We start from the raw sequence: 20688 nt of genomic DNA, 5'->3' as shown, positions 1-20688 counted from the left end.
CGCTCAGCGGAGGCTGGCGATATAGGCGACGAGATCGGCGATCTCGCGCTGCGTCAGGCCGATGTCGGCCATGACCGGATGCGGATCGGCAAGGAAGGCCGCGAGGGCATCGAAGTCGGTGGTCTTCCTCGCGATCGCCTCGAAGGTCAGGACGTCGGCGGTGCCGGCGCGCTGCTCGGGCGACACGATGTGGCAGTTGGCGCACCAGCGTTCGGCAAGCCGCCTGCCCTCCGCCGGATCGCCTCTCGGCCCGGCATGGACGATGCCGGGCGCGAGCAGGCAGAACGCCAGCGCGGTTCGAAGGCCGTGCATCGCGGTGGCCGCAAGGTTGCCTCGCATGCGCGTTCTCCCCCTCATGCCCGCCGGATCGCCTCCGCCACGTCCTCGGCCGGATGGGCGGTGAGATCCTTGGACAATTCGCCGACGATCCTCGAGCGGAGCCTCGGGTGGAAGTGCCGACGCAACTCGCCCAACGTGCGCGGGTCGGCGATGAGGAACAGATGGTCGAAGCCGTGGTCGAGGGCCATCTGGTTGAGGCAGGCGGCGATGCCGGCGGCGAAGCCGTCCTCGGCGCCGCGATCGGAATCGGGATTGGCCGAACTCAGGCGATGCCGGCCGCCCGAACCCGGATTCTTCGCCGCGATCTCCGGGTCGTCCCAGACCGCGAGATCGATGTGGGGCTCCGCCGCACGATTGCGAAAGAGCTTCAGGGTCGTGCCGTCGGCAACGGCGACGATCGCACCGTTCGGAAGGATCATTCTCGCAACTCCGCCAGGGCGGCTTCGGCCGCTATCGAAGCGTATCCCACCGCGTCTTCGCGCGCTTCGCCTTGAGCGAGATCAAACCCTCCCCGCCGCGATGCGCGCGAGTGCGGGGGTGCGGGGGCGGGGATGCGGACCCTTGATCTATCGCAAAGCCTGCCGCCGGGGCGGCGGCTAGGAACGGGCCGGAACGAGATCGGAGGCATGCGTTGAACCAGTTCACGAACGCCGTGCAGGTCGCGTCGGAGCGTCTCCCGGCCCCCTGCGAAGCCCTGCCCGACCCTGCCCCCGGCCGCGACGATGCCGCCGGCCCGGACGGGCGGCTGCATGCCTTCGAGGGGCGGCTCACCGGCGGGCTGTCGCCCTCCGGCCTCGGCATGGCGGTGGCCGACTGGGCCCTGCATCTCGCCAACGCACCGTGGCGGCGGGCCGAACTCGCCGGACATGCGGTGGTCAACTGGCAGAAGTTCCTGCGCGCCTGCGCCGGGGAGGAGGTGATCGAGCCGGCCGCGAACGACCGCCGCTTCGCCGTCGAGGCCTGGAAGACGATGCCCTATTCGCTCTACCGCCAGGCCTTCCTGCTCGGCGAGGACTGGTGGGCCGAGGCGACCCGCGAATTGCCGGGCCTTGCCAAGAGGCACCAGCGGATCGTCGCCTTCGCCGCGCGCCAGTTCGCCGACGTCGCCTCGCCGACCAACTTCCCGTGCCTCAATCCGGAAGTCATCGACGCGACCGTCGCGACCATGGGATCCAACCTCGTCGACGGCGCGGCGAATTTCGCCACCGATCTCGCCGAGGCGCTGAACGGGCGCCCCGCTGATCCGGCCGCCCTCGTCGTCGGCAGGGATCTCGCCGCGACGCCGGGCAAGGTGGTCTTCCGCAACCGGCTCATCGAACTCATCCAGTACCGCCCGACGACGCAGACCGTGGCGCGCGAGCCGGTGCTGATCGTGCCGGCCTGGATCATGAAATACTACATCCTCGATCTGTCGCCGGAAAATTCGCTGATCCGGCATCTCGTCGCGGCCGGACACACGGTGTTCGCCATCTCCTGGCGCAATCCGGGGCCCGAGCTCGGCGACGTCGGCTTCGACGACTATCGCCGCGAGGGGGTGATGGCGGCGCTCGCCGCCGTCGAGGATATCTGCGGCGGGGCGAAGGTGCATGCCTGCGGCTACTGCCTCGGGGGCACGCTCCTCACCGTCGCCGCGGCCGCCATGGCGCGCGACGGCGACGCGCGGCTGGCGAGCGTCACGCTGCTCTGTGCCCAGACCGATTTCACCGAGGCCGGCGAGCTGCAGATCTTCATCACCGAGGACCAGGTGGCGTTCCTCGCCGACGTGATGCGCGAGCGCGGAACCCTCGACAGCCGCCAGATGGCCGGCGCCTTCCAGCTTCTGCGCTCCAACGACCTGATCTGGTCGCGGCTCATCCGCAGCTATCTTCTCGGCGAGCGCGAACATGCCAGCGACCTGATGGCCTGGAATGCCGACGGCACGCGGATGCCGGCGCGGATGCACGAGGAATATCTCCGCCGCTTCTTCCTCGAAGACGCCCTTGCCGAAGGCCGGTTCGAGGTCGCGGGGAAACCCGTCGCGGTGAGCGACATCGACGTGCCGTTCTTCGTCGTCGGCACCGAGACCGACCACGTCGCGCCGTGGCGCTCGGTGCACAAGATCCATCTCCTCAGCGACGCCGAGATCACCTTCGTCCTCACCTCCGGCGGCCACAATGCCGGCATCGTCTCGGAGCCCGGCCATCCGAACCGGCGCTTCCGGATGAAGACGCGCCCGGCAAACGGCCGCTATGTCGGGCCGGACGAGTGGTGCGGCGAGGCCGAACGGCGCGACGGATCGTGGTGGCCGGCCTGGTTCGCATGGCTCGCCGCCCGTTCGGGCGAGGAGATCGTGCCGCCGCCGACCGGCTCGGAGCGCCATCCGGCGATCGCCGATGCGCCGGGCACCTACGTCCACGAGCACTGAGGGCCGAGCCATGAGCGATCCCCTCGCCGGCCGGGCGACGATCGAGAACCGCACCTTCGCGGAGATCGCCGTCGGCGACTCGGCCAGCCTCTCCCGCAGGATCACGCAAGAGGACATCGAGCTGTTCGCCCTCGTCTCCGGCGACGTCAATCCCGCCCATCTCGACCCCGCCTATGCGGCGACCGACATGTTCCACCACGTCGTCGCCCACGGCATGCTGGGGGCGGGCGTCATCTCCAGCGTCCTCGGCACCCGGCTTCCGGGGCCGGGCACGATCTATCTGTCGCAGGAGCTGAAATTCCTGCGGCCCGTCTCGATCGGCGACACGGTGACGGCGACGCTCACCGTCACCAAGAAGGCCGACGACGGCAAGCCCGATCTCTTCCTCGACTGTCTCTGCACCAATCAGGACGGCGCCCCGGTGATCATCGGCACGGCGCATGTGCGGGCGCCGACGGCGAAGATCCGGCGGCCGCGCGTCGTCCTGCCCGAAATCCACCTCGGGCGGCGCGTCGCCAGCGAGCCGCCGATCGTCGACCTGCGCGGCAAGCGCGGCCTCGTCCTCGGCATCGCCAACGAGCACTCCATCGCCTCCGGCTGCGCCGCGGCCTTCGCCAGGGCCGGCGCCAAGCTCGCCGCGACCTACGTCAACGCCAAGGCCGAGCCCTTCGTCAGGTCCGTGACCGACACGCTGCCCTGCGACCTCGTCATGCCCTGCGACGTGCGCGAGCCGGGCCAGCTCGAAGCGGTCTTCGAGCGGGTGAAGGCCGAATGGGGCGGCCTCGACTTCCTGCTCCATTCGATCGCCTACGCCCCGCGCGAGGATCTCCACGGCAGGGTGACGGATTCCTCCCCGGCCGGCTTCGCGCTCGCCATGGACGTCTCCTGCCACTCCTTCGTCCGCATGGCGCATCTCGCCGAACCGCTGATGAGTGAGGGCGGCTGCCTTCTCGCCGTCTCCTTCTACGGCTCGGAGCGCGTGGTCGAGAACTACAATCTGATGGGTCCGGTGAAGGCGGCGCTCGAAAGCGCCATGCGCTACGTCGCGGCGGAACTCGGCCCGAAGGGCATCCGGGCGCATGCGATCTCGCCCGGGCCGATCCGCACGAGGGCGGCGAGCGGCCTCGACCGCTTCGACGAACTTCTGGAAAAGGCTGCCGCCCGGGCGCCCGAAGGCCATCTCGTCGAGATCGGCGACGTCGGCAATCTCGCCGCCTTCCTGGTTTCGGACGCGGCGCGGCGGATCACCGGCACGGTCATCCCGGTCGACGGCGGCGAACACATCCTGGCATGAGGCGCACGCGGCGGCGCCTCAAGCCGAGGAGCTGGCCGCCGTGCCGGTGGCCAGCTCGATGATCTCGGCGGTGATCGCCTCCTGACGAACCTGGCGAAAGGCTGCCCCGAGTTCTGCGAGGCGCCGGTCGACGTCGCGCCGGGCAGCGGCCATGGCACTCATCCGCGCCTGGTTTTCGGCGACGAAGGCGTGCAGCGCGGCGCGCATCAGCCGGGCGTGCAGAAACTCCGCGGTGATCTCCGCGACGAGGGTTTCCGGCGGCAGGTTGCGGAGCGGCTCGACGGCTTCGTCGGCGGCGCCGGGAACGTCCGGATCGAGAGGAAGCAGCCGGCGACGCAGGATCGACAGATCGCCCGCCCGCGACGCCTCGCAATAGACGGTGTCGACGGCGCCCGTCCGGCCGGCGGCGATGTCGGGATAGAGCGCGTCGACGAGGTCGCTGGCAAGCTTGGGAATGCCGTCGGACCGCGCGGGCATCGCCCGCTGCCAGGCAATCGCGATGCCCCGCTCGGCGGCATGCGCGGCGCCCCGCGAGCCGACGAGGAAGACCGGCCCGTCGTCGCCCGCGATCGCCGTCAGCACCTTTTGGGAAAACGCCCCGGCAAAACCCTGCTCGCCGGCGAAGACGATCAGCACCGTGCGGCCTTCGGCCGCGCCGCTCCCCGGCGCCGGCCGCGGCAGGAGAGCCAGCGAGCGGCCGAGCGCCGCTTCGACGATCGCGGCATAGGCGTCGACGGCCTTCAGCTCCTCCCGCGCCTTCTGGATGCGGGCGCCGGCAATGCCGCGCATGGCGCTGACGACGCTTCCGAGCTGGCGGACGCCTTCGATCCTCGCGGCGACGTCGGAGAGGCGCTCACTCATCCGCCGCCCGCTCCTTGCCGGAAAACGTCCCGGAAAGCCCGGCGAGCCATGCCCGCAACGCCTGCCGGCCCTCGCCGTCCAGCTCGCCCCCGGTTTCGATCCGCGCGACCAAGGCCGGGGCCTCCGCCTCGATCCGGCTGCCGACCGCCTCGACGAAGGCGGCCAGCCGGTCGAGCGGGACGGCGTCGGCGATGCCGGACTGCACCGCCGTCGCCAGCGCCACCTCCGCGGCGAGCCGGTAGGGCCGCAACGGACGCTGGCCGAGGATCGCGCGGATCCGCGCGCCGCGTTTCAGGCGGTCCTTCACCCGCGCATCCGCCAGCCCGCCGAAGCGGGTGAACATTTCAAGCTCCAGAAACTGCGCATAGTCGAGGCGCATGGTGGAGGCGGCCTCGCGCAGCGCCTTCGCCTGGGTCTTGCCGCCGACGCGCGAAACGCTGGTGCCGACGTCGATCGCCGGCTTCTGCCCCTCGTTGAACAGCCTGGCGTCGAGCACGATCTGGCCGTCGGTGATCGAGATCAGGTTGGTCGGGATGTAGGCCGAGAGATTGCCGGCGTCCGTCTCGGCGATGGGAAGCGCCGTCAGCGAACCGCCGCCCCTTTCCTTCGAGAGCATCGCGGCCCGTTCCAGAAGCCGGGCATGGACGTAGAAGACGTCGCCCGGATAGGCCTCCCGGCCCGGCGACTGGCGGGTCAGAAGCGCGATCTCGCGATGGGTCGCGGCGTGCTTGGTGAGGTCGTCGAGGACGATCAGCGCATCCTGGCCGCGGTCGCGGAAATGTTCGGCGATGGTCATGCCGGCGAATGGCGCGATCCATTGCAGGCCCGGCGCGTCGGAGGGGCTCGCGACGACGACGATCGTGCGCTCCGGCGCGCCGTGGTCGTGCAGGGCCTCGATCACCCGCCGGACATTGCCGCTCTTCTGGCCGATCGCGACATAGACCGAGATCATGTCGCTGGCCTTCTGGGCGACGATCGCATCGACCGCGACGGTGGTCTTGCCGGTGGCGCGGTCGCCGATGATCAGCTCGCGCTGCCCCCGGCCGAGGGCGAACAGGGCGTCGAGCACCAGCGTCCCGGTCTGGACCGGCCGCGTGACAGCGTCGCGCTCGGTGATCGCCGGGGCGGGCCGCTCGATCGGCGCGAAGCTTGATGCGGCGATTTCGCCCTTGCCGTCCAGCGGCCGGCCGAGCGGATCGACGACGCGGCCGAGCAGCCCCTCGCCCACCGGCACGCGCACCACGTCGCCGGTCCCCCACACCGCATCTCCCGCTTCGACGCCGGCGCCGGCGTCGAGCAGAACGCAGCCGATCCTCTCCTCCTCGAGCACCTTCGCGAAGCCGAAGCGGCCGCCGCCGAAATCCAGAAGCTCGTCGAGCCGCGCCTCCGCCAGCCCCGAGATCATGGCGATGCCGTCGCCGATCTCCTCCACCCGCCCCATCTGCCGCGCCCTGGCGCCGATCCCGGCCGCGCCGAGGCGTCGTCTCGCCCGCTTCGCCCAGTCCGCCGCGCCCGCGGTCTCCGCCGTTCCGCTCGCCATGGTCACCGGTCCTTCGAGCGGGCGAGTTCGGCGCGCACGGCGTCGAGATCGGCGCGCCAGCTGTTGGCGACGGTCAGATGCTCGCCCTTCAGTTCGAGGCCGGCGATCAGCCCCGGATCGGTGGCGAAATCGAGCGCCGGGGCACGGCCGAGAACCTGCGCGAGCCGGTCGCGGCAGCGGGTCCGTTCCTCGGCATCGAGCGGCGCGGGGCTGACGGCGGTAAAATGCGCGCCGTTGGCGGCGATCGCCCGGCGCTCGCTCTCGGGCAGCCCCGCGACCGCCTCGACGAGCGCGTCGAGAAAGGCGCCGCTCAGCGCCGGCGCCCGGATGCGGCCGAGAAGCTTCGCCGCGATGTCGACGGCAAGCCGCGCGGCCTCCTCTTCGAACGCCCGCCTCTGGGCGTCGACCCTGCCGGCGATGGCGGCTTCGGCGTCGCTCTCGGTCTTCGCCGCCTCGGCCTTCGCCTTTGCGAGGATCTCCTGGCGCAGCGCCTCGGCCTCGGTCCGCGCCTCATCGAGGATGCCGGCGCGTTCGCCGGCAAAGCCCGCCCGCGTCGTCTCGATCGCCGCGGCAGCGTCGACCGCCTTGCGGCGGGCGGCGTCGGCCTCGGCGAGCATGGCGGCGGCGGCCTGCCGCCGGGCGGCGATCATCGCCGCCAGCGGTTTGAAGAAGAAGCGGGAAAGCAGCCAGACGAGGATCAGGACGTTGACGGTCTGGAAGCCGAAGGTCCACCAGTCGAGGGTCATCGCCGTCTCAGACCAGCGGGTTGGCGAAGAGCAGGAGCAGCGCCACCACGAGGCAGTAGATCGCCATCGTCTCGATCATGGCGAGGCCGACGAAGAGGGTCCGCGAGATGGTCGAGGCGGCCTCCGGCTGGCGGGCGATGGCGTCGAGCGCGGCCGCGACGGCGCGCCCTTCCGCGAGCGCCGGGCCGATCGCCCCGAAGGCGACGGCGAAGGCGGCACCCAGTATGCTGGCGAGGGCGAGCCAGTTCATGGCGTGGTCCTTTATGATGCTTCGGGAGACGGGGCGCCGTGCGGCCGCCCTTCGGCGACCGTTCCGGCGATGAAGACGGCGGCGAGAACCGCGAAGATGTAGGCCTGGACGGCGCCGGTCAGGAGATCGAGAGCCATCAGCGGGATCGGCACGAACAGCCCGGCGAGCGACAGCACGATGCCGACGACGAAGACGCCGCTCATCACGTTGCCGAAGAGGCGGACGAGAAGGGAGAGCGAGCGGGTGACGGTCTCGACGAGATTGAGCGGGAACATGAAGATCGCGGGCGCCGCGAAGCTCTTCAGATAGCCGACGACGCCGTTCGCCCGGATGCCGAAGACGATGACGGCGAAGAAGACGAGGACGGCCAGCGCCGCGTCGGTCTCCAGATGCGCGGTCGGTGGCTCCACCCCGGGCACCAGCGAAGACCAGTTGGCGAGAAGGATGAAGACGAAGAGCGTGCCGACGAAGGAGCGATAGGGGCCGGGCTCGGCGCCCATGACGTCGCGGATCTGGCCGTCGATCGCCTCGACCACGGTTTCGAGCGCCGCCTGCAGTCCGGAGGGCTGCAGCGACAGCCGCCGCGTCAGGAGAAGGCAGCCGAGCGTCAGGAGCGCCATCAGCGCCCATGTCACGACGACCGGCTCGGAGATCGCGACCGGGCCGAGGGTGAACAGGGGCTCGGTGGAAAGCGGCGTCTTCACCGGGCCGCCCCTTCCACCCGCCGCATCACCAAGGCGCGGCCGATCAGGACGCCGGCGGCAAGCGCCAGCAGCGCCGCTGCGCCGAGCATGGCCGCCGCGGCAAGGCCGGCGACGAGCGCGAGAAAGCGCAGGGCCGCGGCCCCGGCGGCACGGATCGGCGCGTCGCCCGCCGCCAGCGCCTGCGCCTGCCGCCAGAGCGCGCCGAAATGCAGGACGCCGAGTCCGGTCCCGGCGACGAGGAGGGCGGCGCTTTCGGCAATTTCGATCCAGACAGGGGAAGCGATGCTCATGCGTGGTTCATCCATTTCCAGGCGGACCAGGCGCCGAGGCCGGCTCCGACCATCAAAAGCGCGCCCGCGAAGGTGAGGCCGGTCCCTGCCGCCCGATCGAGCCAGCGGCCGAGGAACAGGCCGATCAGTATCGGCGTGACGACGATCCAGCCGAGGACGCCGATCTGGGCGAGGCGATGGGCGATCGCCGGCTCGCCCTCCTCGCGCCAGCGGCGATGCCGCTCGGCGCGGACGCGGACGGTGTCGGCCAGGCGGTCCGGCGTTTCGTCCGGCTCCGGCCCGGCGGTCCCGGGCCCGGGCGGATCGCGGCGCGGGTCCTCGCTCACGGTCCCGCCCCCGCCGCGCCCTGCCGCAGGTGGCGCATGATCTGGCGGATCGCGGCAAGCTCCAGCCGCGTCGCCTCGGCGCGCTCGCGGCGCTGGTCTTCGCGGTCGGCCGCAAACCGCGCCAGCACCGTGGCATGCAGCGTCGCCAGATCGTCGCCGCGGATCGCCTCGCGGGTCGCGACCGAGACGTGGCCGCCGTCCTTCATGCCGTCCTGCTCGACGCCGAGAACGCCGCGGCGGACGGCACAGTGGTGGCGGGCGCCGTCACTCGCCGTCCAGCTGACCACGGAAAGCCCGAGCGCCGTCAGGAAGCCCGCATGGCCGGGAAGGATGCCGAACGAGCCGCTGGCGTCCTCGGCGCGCACGGCCCGAACGCCCGCCTCCTCGACCACCACGGTCAGCGGTGTGACGATGCTGAGCCTCATGCCGCCGCCTTCCCGTCGCTCCCGGCCTTCGCCGCATCCTCCTTCGCGGCGGCGTCGGCGAGCGTGCCGACCATGTAGAGCGAGTCTTCCGCCCAGTCGTCGGCCGCGCCGTCGAGGATCGCCTTCACGCCGGCCAGCGTATCGGCGCGCGCGACGCTCCTGCCGGCGATGCCGGTGAAGGCTTCGGTGACGGCGAAGGGCTGGCTGAAGAAGCGCTGCAGGCGGCGGGCGCGGCGGACCGTCAGCCGGTCCTCGGGGCCGAGTTCGTCGACGCCGAGGAGCGCGATGATGTCCTGCAGCTCCTTGAAGCGGGCGAGCGCCTGGCGCGCGCGCTCGGCAAGGGCGTAATGCGCCTCGCCGACGATCGCCGGATCGACCAGAACGGAGGAGGAGGCGAGCGGATCGACGGCGGGGTAGAAGCCTTCCGCCGCCAGCGTCCGAGACAGCACGAGGGCGCTGTCCATGTGGCTGGAGATCGCCGTCACCGCCGGATCGGTGAAATCGTCGGCCGGCACGTAGACCGCCTGGATCGCGGTGACCGCCGCCCCGGCGGCGGAGGCGATCCGCTCCTCCAGCGCCGCGACCTCGCTGGCGAGCGTCGGCTGGTAGCCGACGCGGGAGGGCAGCCGCCCCAGGAGGCTGGAAATCTCCGCTCCCGCCTGGAGGAAGCGAAACACGTTGTCCATCAGAAGCAGCACGTTCTGGTGCTTTTCGTCGCGGAAATGCTCGGCGATCGAAAGCGCCGTCATCGGCACGCGCCAGCGCGCCCCCGGCGGCTCGTTCATCTGGCCGTAGACGAGGACGGTCCGCGCCAAGACGCCGGAGCGGTCCATCTCGGTCAGGAGTTCGTGGCCCTCGCGGGAGCGCTCGCCGATGCCGGCAAAGACCGAGATGCCGCGATATTTCTCGACCATGGCGTGGATCAGTTCCATCACCAGCACCGTCTTGCCGACGCCGGCGCCGCCGAACATCGCCGCCTTGCCGCCTTGCGGCAGCGGCGCGAAGAAGTCGATCACCTTGATGCCGGTCTCGAACAGGCCGCCGGCCGCATGCGGCTGGATGAGGGCCGGCGGCGGAGCGTGGATCGGACGGCGCGGGGTGTTAGGGGCAAGCGCCGCCTTCTCGTCGCGGACCGCGCCGCGCACGTCGATGAGGCGGCCGAGCACCGCCTCGCCGACGGGCACCGTCACCGGCTCACCGGTCGCCCTGACCCCGACGTGGCGCCGCAGGCCCGTCGTCGCCGCAAGGGCGACGGCCCGGACGGTCCGGGTGTCGAGATGGCTCTGGACTTCGAGAAGCAGCGGCTCGCCGCCATCCTCCCCCGGGTCGATCACCAGGGCGGACTCGACCGGCGGCAGGGCGGCCTCGGCGAAACGCACGTCGACCACCGCGCCCCTGACGGCGACGACTTCGCCGGTTTCGATCCGTTGCGGCATGGCGGCGCGACCCGGCCCTGCCGCAACGCGGCGAGGGCCGTCCCTGACAATGTGAAGCTGCACCGCATTCTAAGCCGACCGGACCACCCGGCCTTGATCCGGATCAAGTCGCCCGGCGCCGCCCGCCTTTGCGCCGGGATCCGCGACGGCGGCCGGAACCAGAACCGGGGCCAGAACCGGGGCCGGTGCCGGGGCAGGGGCCGGGAAGAGCCGCAGGATCAGGCGCGACGGGACAGCCTCCCGCGACGCATTCGCCGCGGGGTGCGGGGGTCACCCGCCGCCCGGCTACCGGTTCGCGCCTTCGGCCGCCGGCGACCCGGAGAGGGCGCGCAGCACGTCGGCGGTCGAACGGCCGGAGGCGTTGGCGATCGCGCCCAGCGGCTTTTCCGCCGCGACGTCGGTGAAGCCGGCCTTCTGCAGCCGCGCCGTCACGTCGTCGACCGAAAGGCCGAGCACCGGCGCGACGCTTGCCGGGGTGCCGTTGCCGACGACGGTTTCGGCAAAGGCGAACTGCGGCGGGCCGCCGCGCGTCGTCTCGCCGCCGGCCGGCACGAAGAAGGCGAGCGTCGCGACGGCCGAGACGCAGAGCGCGATGGCCATCGGCGCCCGCGGGAAATAGGTCGAGAAGGCCCGCCAGTTGCGCCACAGATGCAGGACGAAGGGCAGGATCAGCACCATGCTGAGCCACTCGTGCACCGGATGCAGCGCGCCGGGTCCGGTATGGAAGAACAGCGCGATGCCGGAAATCAGCGAGACGACGAAAAGCCCCGTCACGAAGGGAGTGGCATAGCGCTTGAGAAGGTTCGGCATGGTCGAGCCCCGTAAATCCGAGAGCCCGCGGCAGGGCGGCGGGCGATGCCCCTTCATGCCACGGGCGAACGTCGCGATGTGCGAAAATTGGCTTCAAAGTGTTACTGAACTCCTGAGCCCCGTCGCCCTGCGTCCCGGAGCCGGGTCTTGGCAATTTCCTTCGCCGACCATTATTCCTGCGGTGGGCGGCGCCCGGGCGACGGGCCGTGCGGGTGCCGCGCGGCAGCCGCCGAGAACCGGAGGGAGGATTGATGGCAGGCAAGGCGATTTCGACCCGGAGCCATGGCCGTGCGACGGCCGGGACCGGAACGGCGCGGCGTGGCGGCTCGCACCCCGCCGCCCCGCAGGGAAGGGATCGCGCCTGATGATCGAGATCATCGAAAAGCTCGAAGCGCGCCGCGCCGAGGCCAGGCTCGGCGGCGGACAGGCCCGGATCGACGCCCAGCACGCCAAGGGCAAGCTCACCGCGCGCGAGCGCGTCGAGGCGCTGCTCGACCCGGGCTCCTTCGAGGAATACGACACCTTCAAGACGCATCGCTCGACCGATTTCGGCATGGAGGCCCAGCAGATTCCCGGCGACGGCGTCGTCACCGGCTGGGGCACCATCGACGGGCGGCCGGCTTACGTCTTTTCCCAGGACTTCACGGTGTTCGGCGGCTCGCTTTCCGAGACCCATGCCGAGAAGATCTGCAAGATCATGGACCTTGCCGTCCAGAACGGCGTGCCGCTGATCGGCCTCAACGATTCCGGCGGCGCGCGCATCCAGGAGGGCGTCGCCTCGCTCGGCGGCTATGCCGAGGTGTTCTGGCGCAACGTCCAGGCGTCGGGCGTGATCCCGCAGATCTCCGTCATCATGGGGCCCTGCGCCGGCGGCGCGGTCTATTCGCCCGCGATGACCGACTTCGTCTATATGGTGCGCGACACCAGCTACATGTTCGTCACCGGCCCGGACGTGGTGAAGACCGTCACCGGCGAGGTGGTGAGCGCCGAGGAGCTCGGCGGCGCCTCGACCCATTCGAAGAAGAGCTCGGTCGCCGACGGCGCCTTCGACAACGACGTCGAGGCGCTGGCCGAGATGCGCCGGCTGTTCACATTCCTGCCCCTGTCGTGCCGCGAGAAGCCGCCGGTCTACGAGACCCTCGACGATCCGGCGCGGCTCGACCACGCCCTCGACACGCTGGTCCCAGACAATCCCAACAAGCCCTACGACATGGCCGAACTGATCGGAAAGGTCGCCGACGAAGGCGACGTCTTCGAGATCCAGAAGGACTTCGCGCCCAACGTCGTCACCGCCTTCGTCAGGCTCAACGGCTCGACCGTCGGCGTCGTCGCCAACCAGCCGATGGTGCTGGCCGGCTGCCTCGACATCGATTCGTCGCGTAAGGCCGCCCGCTTCGTGCGCTTCTGCGACGCCTTCAACATCCCGATCCTGACCTTCGTCGACGTGCCGGGCTTCCTGCCCGGCGTCACCCAGGAACTCGGCGGCATCATCAAGCACGGGGCGAAGCTGCTTTTCGCCTATGCCGAGGCGACGGTCCCGAAGGTCACCGTCATCACCCGCAAGGCCTATGGCGGCGCCTACGACGTGATGGCGTCGAAGCACATCCGCGCCGACGTGAACTACGCCTGGCCGAGCGCCCAGATCGCGGTGATGGGGGCGAAGGGCGCGGCGGAGATCATCCACCGCAAGGATGCCGGCGACGCCGAGAGGCTGGCCCAGCATACCAAGGCGTATGAGGACCGCTTCGCCAATCCGTTCATCGCCGCCCAGCGCGGCTTCGTCGACGAGGTGATCATGCCGCATTCGACGCGGCGGCGGGTGATCCGGGCCTTCGAGATGCTGAAGACCAAGGCGGTGACGGCGCCGCTCCGCAAGCACGGCAACATCCCCCTGTGACCGGCCCTCGTGACCGGCCCTCGTGATCGGCCCTCGTGATCGGCCCTCGTGATCGGCCCTCGTGATCGGCCCTCGTGAGGGACGGCGTCGAATCGCGAACGATCCGTCAAGTCTCGTCATCGGCGGGCGGGTCGATATGTTCCGCTGACGGCGCGCGGCGCCTTTCGACCGCCAATTTCACGCGAAAGCGATCCGATCATGTCCGACGAATCCAAGTTCCCGCCCGAAAACAACTTCCCCGCCGGCTACGTGCCGCCGAAGGTCTGGAGTCCGGACACGCCGTCCGGCGGCGCCTTCGCCTCGATCAACAAGCCGACCGCCGGCGCGCAGTTCGACAAGGAGCTGCCGGTCGGCAGGCATCCGCTGCAGCTCTATTCGCTGGCGACGCCGAACGGCCAGAAGGTGACGATCATGCTCGAGGAGCTGCTCGCCGCCGGCCATGCCGAGGCCGAATACGACGCCTGGCTGATCCGCATCAACGAGGGCGCCCAGTTCGGCTCCGGCTTCGTCGGTGTCAATCCGAACTCCAAGATCCCGGCCCTGATGGACCACAAGCCGAAGGACGGCGGCGCGCCGCTGCGCCTCTTCGAATCGGGATCGATCCTGACCTATCTCGCCGACAAGTTCGGCGCCTTCCTGCCGACGGACATCCGCGGCCGGACCGAGGCGATGAACTGGCTGTTCTGGCAGATGGGCTCCGCCCCGTTCCTCGGCGGCGGCTTCGGCCATTTCTACGCCTATGCGCCGATGAAGATCCAGTATGCGATCGACCGCTACGCCATGGAGGTGAAGCGCCAGCTCGACGTCCTCGACCGGCATCTGGCGGACAACGAATATCTCGCCGGCGCCGACTATTCGATCGCCGACATGGCGACCTGGCCCTGGTACGGCCGCATCGCCGCCAAGCAGGCCTACAACGACGCCGGCGACTTCCTCTCGGTCGAGGGATACGAGAACGTCCAGCGCTGGCGCCGGCAGATCGGCGAGCGCGCGGCGGTGAAGCGCGGCGTGATGGTCAATTCGGTCTCCGGCGATCCTTCGACGCAGCTCCGCGAGCGCCACGAGGCCGGCGACTTCGAGACGAAGACGCAGGACAAGATCGGGGATGCGGGCTAATGGTCACGCGTCTGGTGGAGCACTGGGTCTATGGCGGCTTCCTGGCGGGGCTCCTGATCCTCGCTCTGACGCCGATCATCGCGGCGGAATGGACGGCGGCGCTGACGCTCGTCTTCCTGCAGCTGCCCGTCTACATGGTCCACCAGTTCGAGGAACACGACGATGGCCGCTTCGCAGCGGCCATCAACGCCATGATCGGCAAGGGCAGGACCGTCCTCGACGACGCCGCGGTCTTCGTCATCAACGTCCCCGGCGTCTGGGGCGTCAACCTCGTCTCGATCTGGCTCGCCTTCGGCGTCGGCATCGGCTGGGGCCTGATCGGCGTGTACCTCACCCTCGTCAATGCGCTCGCCCATATCGGCCAGGCGATCCGGCTGCGGTCCTACAATCCCGGCCTCGCGACGGCCATCGTCCTGTTCTTGCCGGTCGGCATCGCGGGGGCGCTGGTCGTGGGGGCCGTCCCTGGCGTCGGCATCGGCCACCACCTCTTCGGCCTCGCGGTGGCGATCGCCATCCATGCGGGGATCGTCGCTTATGTCTTCACGCGGCGCAGGCGGCTGGCCTGATGGTGAAGAGACTGGGAAAAGCTCGAGTAAGACGAGCTGGCTCTACGCTTCGGGGAGGACGAACAGGTGCCCACGGTTCTCAGGTGGCGTGGATATCGGTTTTTCTGGTATCCCTATGACGCGATCGAACCGGCGCACGTCCACATTTTCAAGGACGGGGCTGAATGCAAGATCTGGCTGCACGATCTCTCCGTGGCGTTCAACCGTGGCCATTCTTTAAAGGACTTGCGGGCGCTGATCGAAAAGACGAAGGAGCAGCAGGTCCATCTGCTGGGTGTCTGGAATGACCAGTTCGGAAAATGAGATGGATGCCGAAGAGCCGAAAGCGGCGTGGTGCGACACCAGCAGTCTCCATGTCCGGCTGGCCGATGGGCGTGAAATCATCACGCCCTTGTGGTGGTACCCTCGGCTCCAGGCGGCATCTCAGCGACAGCGCGACAATCTCGAGCTGATGTATTCGGGTATTCACTGGCCCGATCTGGATGAGGATCTCAGCATCAAAGGCATGCTCCGCGGCTCCAAGGCCCCCGGCGCCGTGCCGCCCGCGGAGGCCGCCGAATAATGGCGAAACTGCCCGACATGACCAAGCACCGCGGCATCCCGTCCGGGCTGCCCGGCACCGGCTTTCAGTTCACCGTCCGGCGGGCCAACCCGAAGGGCGCGACGAAGATCATCGAGCGCAAGCGCTTCAACGATCGCACGCCGACGGAAAAGCTCGCCGACGCCGCCTTCCTGCATGCGCTGTGGCACATGTTCGGCCCCGAACCCTTCGAGCGCGGCAATCTCGACGCGGGCCGGATCTCCTGGCTGTTCAACCGCGAGATCGTGCCGGCCGAAAAACCGTTCGACCCGGCCTCCTACGAGGCGATGCTGATGATCGACGAGGAGGTGGCGCGGAAAAGCTATCCGGAGGCGTTTCAGGAGGTGCTGGAGGTTTGAGGATTTCGGTTGCCGGTTGAGGTGGTCTGTTGCCGGCCGATAGCCGGCGAGGCAGCGGCCCCTTCCATGGCATTGCGCCGCAAGGGATGGGATTGGCAAAGCGTGACGAAAGAGAGGCCAGACCCCAGCGCATCGTCATTCTCGGGCACCGTCCCGAGAATGACGCCGCTTCGGAGGTCAGCGCGCTTTCTGCAAAGGGCGGGTGGTATCGCGGTGGGGCAGAGGCATGTTCGAGACGCGCCGGCGTCGAGGCGGCGGCGTGGCGTCGGCCTGCCGGAAGCAGCCGGCAGGAGGCGCGTTGGTCATTCGCCCCGCGGCATGAGGCATCAGGCATGAGGCGGGCATGGTGACGGAACCGGCCTGAGGCGGATAAGACGAAGCATCCGGGGGGCAAGGCCCGTCCCTCGCAAGGGAGAGAAACGGGTTTGTTCGAAAAGATCCTCATCGCCAATCGCGGCGAGATCGCCTGCCGGGTCATCAGGACCGCGAAGAAGATGGGCATCGCCACGGTGGCGGTCTATTCCGATGCCGACCGCGACGCGATGCATGTCAGACAAGCCGACGAGGCGGTGCATCTCGGCCCGCCCCAGGCCGGCCAGTCCTATCTCCTCGGCGAGAGGATCCTGAAGGCCTGCCGCGACACCGGCGCCGAGGCGGTGCATCCGGGCTACGGCTTCCTCTCGGAAAACGCCGATTTCTGTCAGATGCTGGAAGATGCCGGCATCGCCTTCATCGGCCCGAAGCCGAAGGCGATCCGGGCGATGGGCGACAAGATCACCTCGAAGAAACTGGCCGCAGAAGCCGGCGTCTCGACGGTGCCGGGCTTCATGGGGCTGATCGAGAATGCCGGGCACGCCGCCGAGATCGCGGCGGAGGTCGGCTATCCGGTGATGATCAAGGCGTCGGCCGGCGGCGGCGGCAAGGGCATGCGCATCGCCTGGAACGACGCCGAGGCGAAGGACGGCTTCGAGCGCTCGCGCTCGGAGGCGAAGAGCTCCTTCGGCGACGACCGGATCTTCATCGAGAAATTCGTCGAGGAGCCGCGCCACATCGAGATCCAGGTGCTGGCGGACAGTTTCGGCAACTGCGTCTATCTGAACGAGCGCGAATGCTCGATCCAGCGTCGCAATCAGAAGGTCGTCGAGGAAGCGCCCTCCTCCTTCCTTGATGAGAAGACCCGAAAGGCGATGGGCGAACAGTCGGTGGCGCTGGCCAAAGCCGTCGACTATCAGAGCGCCGGCACGGTGGAATTCATCGTCGACAAGAACCGCAACTTCTACTTTCTGGAAATGAACACCCGGCTGCAGGTCGAGCACCCGGTGACCGAGCTGATCACCGGCGTCGATCTCGTCGAGCAGATGATCCGCATCGCCGACGGCGAGAGGCTGCCGTTTACGCAGGAGGACGTGACGATCGACGGCTGGGCGATCGAATCCCGCGTCTATGCCGAGGATCCCTATCGCGGCTTCCTGCCGTCGATCGGCCGGCTGAAGCGCTATTCTCCGCCGGACGAAGGCCCCCTCGACGGATCGCCGGCATCGGGGGCGGGTCCGGCCGGCCGGGCCGTCGCGGGTGGCGCGCCGATCGTCAGGAACGACACCGGGGTTTCCGAAGGCTCGGAGATCTCGATGTTCTATGATCCGATGATCGCCAAGCTCTGCACCTGGGGCGAGACCCGCGAGGCCGCGACCGACGCCATGGCCGAGGCGCTCGACCGCTTCGTCCTCGACGGCATCGGCCACAACGTGCCCTTCGTCGCGGCGATCATGCAGCATCCGCGCTGGCGCTCCGGCGAGATCTCCACCGGCTTCATTGCAGAGGAATATCCGGATGGTTTTGCGGGTGCCCATGCCGACGCGGCGATGCGGGCAAAGCTCGCCGCCGCGGCCGTCCTGATCGACAGGGCCTCGCAGCGCCGGCGGGCAGGAAGCGGCCCGAGCCTCGGCGAGACCCTGGCGCTCTCCCGCGATGGCGGCCGGCGCATCGTCTGCATCGGCGAGGACCGGCTGGTGGTCGACGCTTCGGAGGCCGGCGGCATCGCCGTCGACGGCGCCGATCTCGGCACGGTGGCGCTCGATTTCCGGCGCGGCGAGCCGCTCGCCAAACTTCGCTTCGCCGACGGGACGCTGCATCTGCGCGTCGATCCGATCACCTCGGGTTATCGGCTGCGGCACGCCGGCATCGACGTCGAAGCGCGGGTCTACCGGCCGCACATGGCCGCGCTCGCCGCGTTGATGCCGAAAAGGCAGGCGCCCGACACCTCCAATCTCCTGCTCTGCCCGATGCCCGGCGTCGTCGTCTCGCTCAGCGTCGCGGAAGGCGATAGTGTGGAGGCCGGCCAGACGCTGGCGGTGATCGAGGCGATGAAGATGGAGAACGTCCTCAGGGCCGAGCACAAGGCCGTGGTGAAATCGATCCCGGTAAAGGCCGGCGACAGCCTCGCCGTCGACGCCGTCATCATGGAGTTCGAGACATGAGCGAGACCCCGCGCGACTGGCTCGATCTGGCGGCGAAGGAACTGAAGGGCCGCCCGGTCGAGGATCTGACCTGGCAGACGGCCGAGGGCATCGCCGTCAAGCCGCTCTATACCGCCGCCGATCTTCCGGCCGAGGCCGCCGGGGCGCTTCCGGGCGTTCCGCCCTTCACCCGCGGCCCCCGCGCGACGATGTATGCCGGCCAGCCCTGGACGATCCGCCAGTATGCCGGCTTCTCGACGGCGGAAGAGTCCAACGCCTTCTACCGGCGCAATCTCGCGGCGGGCCAGAAGGGCCTTTCCGTCGCCTTCGACCTGCCCACCCATCGCGGCTACGATTCCGACCATCCGCGGGTGGCCGGCGACGTCGGCAAGGCGGGCGTCGCCATCGACAGCGTCGAGGACATGAAGATCCTCTTCGACGGCATCCCGCTCTCCGAGATGAGCGTGTCGATGACGATGAACGGCGCGATCATTCCCGTCCTCGCGATGTTCATCGTCGCGGCGGAGGAGCAGGGCGTCGACAAGTCGCGGCTGACCGGAACCGTTCAGAACGACATTCTGAAGGAGTTCATGGTCCGCAACACCTACATCTATCCGCCCGAGCCCTCGATGCGGATCGTCGCCGACATCATCGCCTACACGGCCGCGGAGATGCCGCGCTTCAACTCCATTTCGATCTCCGGCTACCACATGCAGGAAGCCGGGGCGACGCTCGCCCAGGAGCTCGCCTACACCCTCGCCGACGGCATGGAATACGTCCGGGCGGCGACGGCGCGGGGCCTCGACGTCGACCGCTTCGCGGGCCGCCTCTCCTTCTTCTTCTGCATCGGCATGAACTTCTTCATGGAGGTCGCCAAGCTGCGCGCCGCGCGGCAGATGTGGGCGAAGATCATGAGCGACTTCGGCGCCAAAGACGAGCGCTCGAAGATGCTGAGGACCCACTGCCAGACCTCGGGCGTCTCCCTGACCGAGCAGGACCCGATGAACAACATCGTGCGGACCGCCTATGAGGCGATGTCGGCGGTGCTCGGCGGGACGCAGTCGCTGCACACCAATTCCTTCGACGAGGCGATCGCGCTGCCGACCGACATGTCGGCCCGCATCGCCCGCAACACCCAGCTGATCCTTTCCAACGAGACCGGCGTGACGAGGGTGGTCGACCCGCTCGGCGGCTCCTATTACGTCGAGGCGCTGACGAAGGAGCTCTGCGACAAGGCCTCAGCGCTGATCGCGGAGATCGAGGCGGCGGGCGGCATGACCAAGGCCGTCGCGGACGGCCTGCCGAAGCGCCGCATCGAGGAGGCCGCGGCGCTGCGCCAGGCGCGGATCGACAAGGGCGAGGACGTCGTCGTCGGCGTCAACCGCTTCCGGCTGGAAGAGGAGGCGCCGATCGACATCCTGAAGATCGACACGGCCGCCGTCCGCAGGTCGCAGGTCGCGCGGCTCGAAGAGGTCAGGCGCTCGCGCAGCCGGGAAACCTGCGACGCCGCCCTTGCCGCGCTTCGCGACTGTGCGGCCGGCAAGGAGGGCAACCTCCTTTCCGCCGCGGTCGAGGCGGCGCGGGCGCGGGCGAGCCTCGGCGAGATCAGCCAGGCGATGGAGCAGGGTTTCGGCGGCAGGCACGCGCCCTCCACCTCGCTGATCTCCGGGGTCTTCGCCGCCGCCCACGAGGGCGATCCGGAATTTCAGACGATCCGCCAGCGCGTCGCCGACCATGCGAAGGCCAAGGGCCGCAGCCCGTCGATCCTCGTCGCCAAGCTCGGCCAGGACGGCCACGACCGCGGCTCCAAGGTGATCGCCACGGCCTTCGCCGATCTCGGCTTTACCGTCCATCTCGGCCCGCTGTTCGAGACGCCGGAAGAGGTGGCCAATCTCGCGATCGAGAAGGGGGTCGACCTCGTCGGCATCTCCTCCCACACCGCCGGCCACCTGACGCTCGTCCCCGAACTCGTCGAGGCCCTGAAGGAGAAGCAGCGGCCGGACATCCACGTCCTGTGCGGCGGCGTGATTCCGCCGGAAGACTATGCCGCCCTCTACGATGCCGGCGTCGCGGAGATCTTCGGCCCCGGAACGCACGTGCTGCAGGCGGCGCTCGCCGTCCTCGGCGTGCTCGAGGGAAAGCGCCGCAATGCGCGCAGCGCCGAGCGGCTTTCGGCCTGACCCGGCTGTCGAGGCCCGTGCGGCCGGGGCACGCGGCAGAGGACCGGGCCGCGAGCCGGAGGAGGCCGTGCAACCGCGCCTCTTCTCAAGGCCGTGCGGCCTGTCCTAC

General features: G+C 69.4%; 22 protein-coding genes and 1 pseudogene. 11 read left to right on the top strand and 12 right to left on the bottom strand.

The window, feature by feature from the left end; translation table 11 throughout:
• Positions 1-3: 3 nt before the first annotated feature.
• The gene (locus tag J1C47_RS06995; RefSeq protein ID WP_207350018.1) at positions 4-339 is read right to left on the bottom strand and encodes a c-type cytochrome; all 336 of its coding nucleotides are present in this window, start codon (positions 337-339) and stop codon (positions 4-6) included.
• Between the two features lie 14 nt (positions 340-353).
• Positions 354-758 (bottom strand): host attachment family protein, encoded by a 405-nt coding sequence (locus J1C47_RS06990; RefSeq protein ID WP_207350017.1) that lies wholly within the window; start codon positions 756-758, stop codon positions 354-356.
• A gap of 212 nt (positions 759-970) precedes the next feature.
• Here J1C47_RS06990 and J1C47_RS06985 point away from each other — a divergent pair, with 212 nt between their 5' ends.
• From J1C47_RS06985 to fabI, 3 genes and pseudogenes are all read left to right on the top strand, one after another.
• Positions 971-2743, top strand: a complete 1773-nt coding sequence (locus J1C47_RS06985; RefSeq protein WP_245396401.1) for a PHA/PHB synthase family protein — start codon at positions 971-973, stop codon at positions 2741-2743.
• A pseudogene (locus tag J1C47_RS06980) lies at positions 2712-3110 on the top strand (MaoC/PaaZ C-terminal domain-containing protein); the annotation flags it as partial. The gene J1C47_RS06985 and the pseudogene J1C47_RS06980, both read left to right, overlap by 32 nt.
• Before the next feature lie 126 nt (positions 3111-3236).
• Positions 3237-4037 (top strand): enoyl-ACP reductase FabI, encoded by an 801-nt coding sequence (gene fabI, locus J1C47_RS06975; RefSeq protein ID WP_207350059.1) that lies wholly within the window; start codon positions 3237-3239, stop codon positions 4035-4037.
• Positions 4038-4055: 18 nt separating this feature from the next.
• On the opposite strand, the gene J1C47_RS06970 is transcribed toward fabI, so the two are convergent.
• The 10 genes from J1C47_RS06970 to J1C47_RS06925 all read right to left on the bottom strand — a co-directional run bounded on the left by J1C47_RS06970 (position 4056) and on the right by J1C47_RS06925 (position 11425).
• Positions 4056-4898 (bottom strand): F0F1 ATP synthase subunit gamma, encoded by an 843-nt coding sequence (locus tag J1C47_RS06970; RefSeq protein WP_207350016.1) that lies wholly within the window; start codon positions 4896-4898, stop codon positions 4056-4058.
• Complete coding sequence (locus J1C47_RS06965) at positions 4891-6438, bottom strand: F0F1 ATP synthase subunit alpha (RefSeq protein WP_207350015.1); 1548 nt, start codon at positions 6436-6438, stop codon at positions 4891-4893. The genes J1C47_RS06970 and J1C47_RS06965 overlap by 8 nt, the downstream gene beginning before the upstream one ends.
• A gap of 2 nt (positions 6439-6440) precedes the next feature.
• Entirely contained in the window at positions 6441-7184 is a 744-nt protein-coding gene (locus tag J1C47_RS06960; RefSeq protein ID WP_207350014.1) for a F0F1 ATP synthase subunit B family protein, read from the bottom strand.
• A gap of 7 nt (positions 7185-7191) precedes the next feature.
• Positions 7192-7434 carry a F0F1 ATP synthase subunit C gene (locus J1C47_RS06955; protein WP_207350013.1) on the bottom strand — a complete coding sequence of 81 codons (243 nt, stop codon included), beginning with the start codon at positions 7432-7434 and terminating at the stop codon, positions 7192-7194.
• A gap of 11 nt (positions 7435-7445) precedes the next feature.
• Entirely contained in the window at positions 7446-8138 is a 693-nt protein-coding gene (locus J1C47_RS06950) for a F0F1 ATP synthase subunit A (protein ID WP_207350012.1), read from the bottom strand.
• A complete protein-coding gene (locus J1C47_RS06945) occupies positions 8135-8428 on the bottom strand; it encodes an N-ATPase subunit AtpR (RefSeq protein ID WP_207350011.1) in 294 nt (97 codons plus the stop codon). Before J1C47_RS06945 ends, J1C47_RS06950 begins: the two co-directional genes overlap by 4 nt.
• Positions 8425-8754 carry an AtpZ/AtpI family protein gene (locus J1C47_RS06940; protein WP_342591944.1) on the bottom strand — a complete coding sequence of 110 codons (330 nt, stop codon included), beginning with the start codon at positions 8752-8754 and terminating at the stop codon, positions 8425-8427. Before J1C47_RS06940 ends, J1C47_RS06945 begins: the two co-directional genes overlap by 4 nt.
• The gene (locus J1C47_RS06935) at positions 8751-9179 is read right to left on the bottom strand and encodes a F0F1 ATP synthase subunit epsilon (protein ID WP_207350010.1); all 429 of its coding nucleotides are present in this window, start codon (positions 9177-9179) and stop codon (positions 8751-8753) included. The genes J1C47_RS06940 and J1C47_RS06935 overlap by 4 nt, the downstream gene beginning before the upstream one ends.
• Positions 9176-10615: a F0F1 ATP synthase subunit beta gene (gene atpD / locus J1C47_RS06930; RefSeq protein WP_207350009.1), complete on the bottom strand. Its 1440-nt coding sequence runs from the start codon at positions 10613-10615 to the stop codon at positions 9176-9178. The genes J1C47_RS06935 and atpD overlap by 4 nt, the downstream gene beginning before the upstream one ends.
• A gap of 285 nt (positions 10616-10900) precedes the next feature.
• Positions 10901-11425 (bottom strand): DUF4405 domain-containing protein, encoded by a 525-nt coding sequence (locus J1C47_RS06925; protein ID WP_207350008.1) that lies wholly within the window; start codon positions 11423-11425, stop codon positions 10901-10903.
• Positions 11426-11789: 364 nt separating this feature from the next.
• Here J1C47_RS06925 and J1C47_RS06920 point away from each other — a divergent pair, with 364 nt between their 5' ends.
• From J1C47_RS06920 to scpA, 8 genes are all read left to right on the top strand, one after another.
• On the top strand, positions 11790-13322 hold the full coding sequence (locus J1C47_RS06920) for an acyl-CoA carboxylase subunit beta (RefSeq protein ID WP_207350007.1): 1533 nt from the start codon (positions 11790-11792) through the stop codon (positions 13320-13322).
• 198 nt (positions 13323-13520) lie between these two features.
• The gene (gene yghU, locus J1C47_RS06915; RefSeq protein ID WP_207350006.1) at positions 13521-14438 is read left to right on the top strand and encodes a glutathione-dependent disulfide-bond oxidoreductase; all 918 of its coding nucleotides are present in this window, start codon (positions 13521-13523) and stop codon (positions 14436-14438) included.
• Positions 14438-15004 carry an HXXEE domain-containing protein gene (locus J1C47_RS06910; protein ID WP_207350005.1) on the top strand — a complete coding sequence of 189 codons (567 nt, stop codon included), beginning with the start codon at positions 14438-14440 and terminating at the stop codon, positions 15002-15004. The genes yghU and J1C47_RS06910 overlap by 1 nt, the downstream gene beginning before the upstream one ends.
• Before the next feature lie 66 nt (positions 15005-15070).
• Entirely contained in the window at positions 15071-15307 is a 237-nt protein-coding gene (locus tag J1C47_RS06905; protein WP_207350004.1) for a DUF4160 domain-containing protein, read from the top strand.
• On the top strand, positions 15288-15566 hold the full coding sequence (locus J1C47_RS06900; RefSeq protein WP_207350003.1) for a DUF2442 domain-containing protein: 279 nt from the start codon (positions 15288-15290) through the stop codon (positions 15564-15566). The genes J1C47_RS06905 and J1C47_RS06900 overlap by 20 nt, the downstream gene beginning before the upstream one ends.
• Positions 15566-15943, top strand: a complete 378-nt coding sequence (locus J1C47_RS06895) for a hypothetical protein (RefSeq protein ID WP_207350002.1) — start codon at positions 15566-15568, stop codon at positions 15941-15943. The genes J1C47_RS06900 and J1C47_RS06895 overlap by 1 nt, the downstream gene beginning before the upstream one ends.
• 425 nt (positions 15944-16368) lie before the next feature.
• Positions 16369-18420 carry an acetyl-CoA carboxylase biotin carboxylase subunit gene (locus tag J1C47_RS06890; protein WP_207350001.1) on the top strand — a complete coding sequence of 684 codons (2052 nt, stop codon included), beginning with the start codon at positions 16369-16371 and terminating at the stop codon, positions 18418-18420.
• Positions 18417-20579, top strand: a complete 2163-nt coding sequence (gene scpA / locus J1C47_RS06885) for a methylmalonyl-CoA mutase (protein WP_207350000.1) — start codon at positions 18417-18419, stop codon at positions 20577-20579. The genes J1C47_RS06890 and scpA overlap by 4 nt, the downstream gene beginning before the upstream one ends.
• Positions 20580-20688: the final 109 nt, after the last annotated feature.

The organism is Jiella sonneratiae (genome assembly GCF_017353515.1).
In the GTDB taxonomy this organism is placed as follows: domain Bacteria; phylum Pseudomonadota; class Alphaproteobacteria; order Rhizobiales; family Rhizobiaceae; genus Jiella; species Jiella sonneratiae.
Note: the sequence above shows the minus strand (reverse complement) of the source record. Positions and strands in the feature narration are given on the sequence as shown.

Excerpts from the sequence above, each read along its gene's own strand:
- J1C47_RS06970 (WP_207350016.1), bottom strand. The coding sequence starts at position 4,898 with ATGAGTGAGCGCCTCTCCGACGTCGCCGCGAGGATCGAAGGCGTCCGC.
- J1C47_RS06935 (WP_207350010.1), bottom strand. The coding sequence starts at position 9,179 with ATGAGGCTCAGCATCGTCACACCGCTGACCGTGGTGGTCGAGGAGGCG.
- J1C47_RS06995 (WP_207350018.1), bottom strand. The coding sequence starts at position 339 with ATGCGAGGCAACCTTGCGGCCACCGCGATGCACGGCCTTCGAACCGCG.
- J1C47_RS06895 (WP_207350002.1), top strand. The coding sequence starts at position 15,566 with ATGGCGAAACTGCCCGACATGACCAAGCACCGCGGCATCCCGTCCGGG.
- J1C47_RS06990 (WP_207350017.1), bottom strand. The coding sequence starts at position 758 with ATGATCCTTCCGAACGGTGCGATCGTCGCCGTTGCCGACGGCACGACC.
- J1C47_RS06900 (WP_207350003.1), top strand. The coding sequence starts at position 15,288 with ATGACCAGTTCGGAAAATGAGATGGATGCCGAAGAGCCGAAAGCGGCG.
- J1C47_RS06965 (WP_207350015.1), bottom strand. The coding sequence starts at position 6,438 with ATGGCGAGCGGAACGGCGGAGACCGCGGGCGCGGCGGACTGGGCGAAG.
- J1C47_RS06955 (WP_207350013.1), bottom strand. The coding sequence starts at position 7,434 with ATGAACTGGCTCGCCCTCGCCAGCATACTGGGTGCCGCCTTCGCCGTC.
- J1C47_RS06960 (WP_207350014.1), bottom strand. The coding sequence starts at position 7,184 with ATGACCCTCGACTGGTGGACCTTCGGCTTCCAGACCGTCAACGTCCTG.
- J1C47_RS06945 (WP_207350011.1), bottom strand. The coding sequence starts at position 8,428 with ATGAGCATCGCTTCCCCTGTCTGGATCGAAATTGCCGAAAGCGCCGCC.
- J1C47_RS06925 (WP_207350008.1), bottom strand. The coding sequence starts at position 11,425 with ATGCCGAACCTTCTCAAGCGCTATGCCACTCCCTTCGTGACGGGGCTT.
- yghU (WP_207350006.1), top strand. The coding sequence starts at position 13,521 with ATGTCCGACGAATCCAAGTTCCCGCCCGAAAACAACTTCCCCGCCGGC.
- atpD (WP_207350009.1), bottom strand. The coding sequence starts at position 10,615 with ATGCCGCAACGGATCGAAACCGGCGAAGTCGTCGCCGTCAGGGGCGCG.
- J1C47_RS06920 (WP_207350007.1), top strand. The coding sequence starts at position 11,790 with ATGATCGAGATCATCGAAAAGCTCGAAGCGCGCCGCGCCGAGGCCAGG.
- scpA (WP_207350000.1), top strand. The coding sequence starts at position 18,417 with ATGAGCGAGACCCCGCGCGACTGGCTCGATCTGGCGGCGAAGGAACTG.
- J1C47_RS06910 (WP_207350005.1), top strand. The coding sequence starts at position 14,438 with ATGGTCACGCGTCTGGTGGAGCACTGGGTCTATGGCGGCTTCCTGGCG.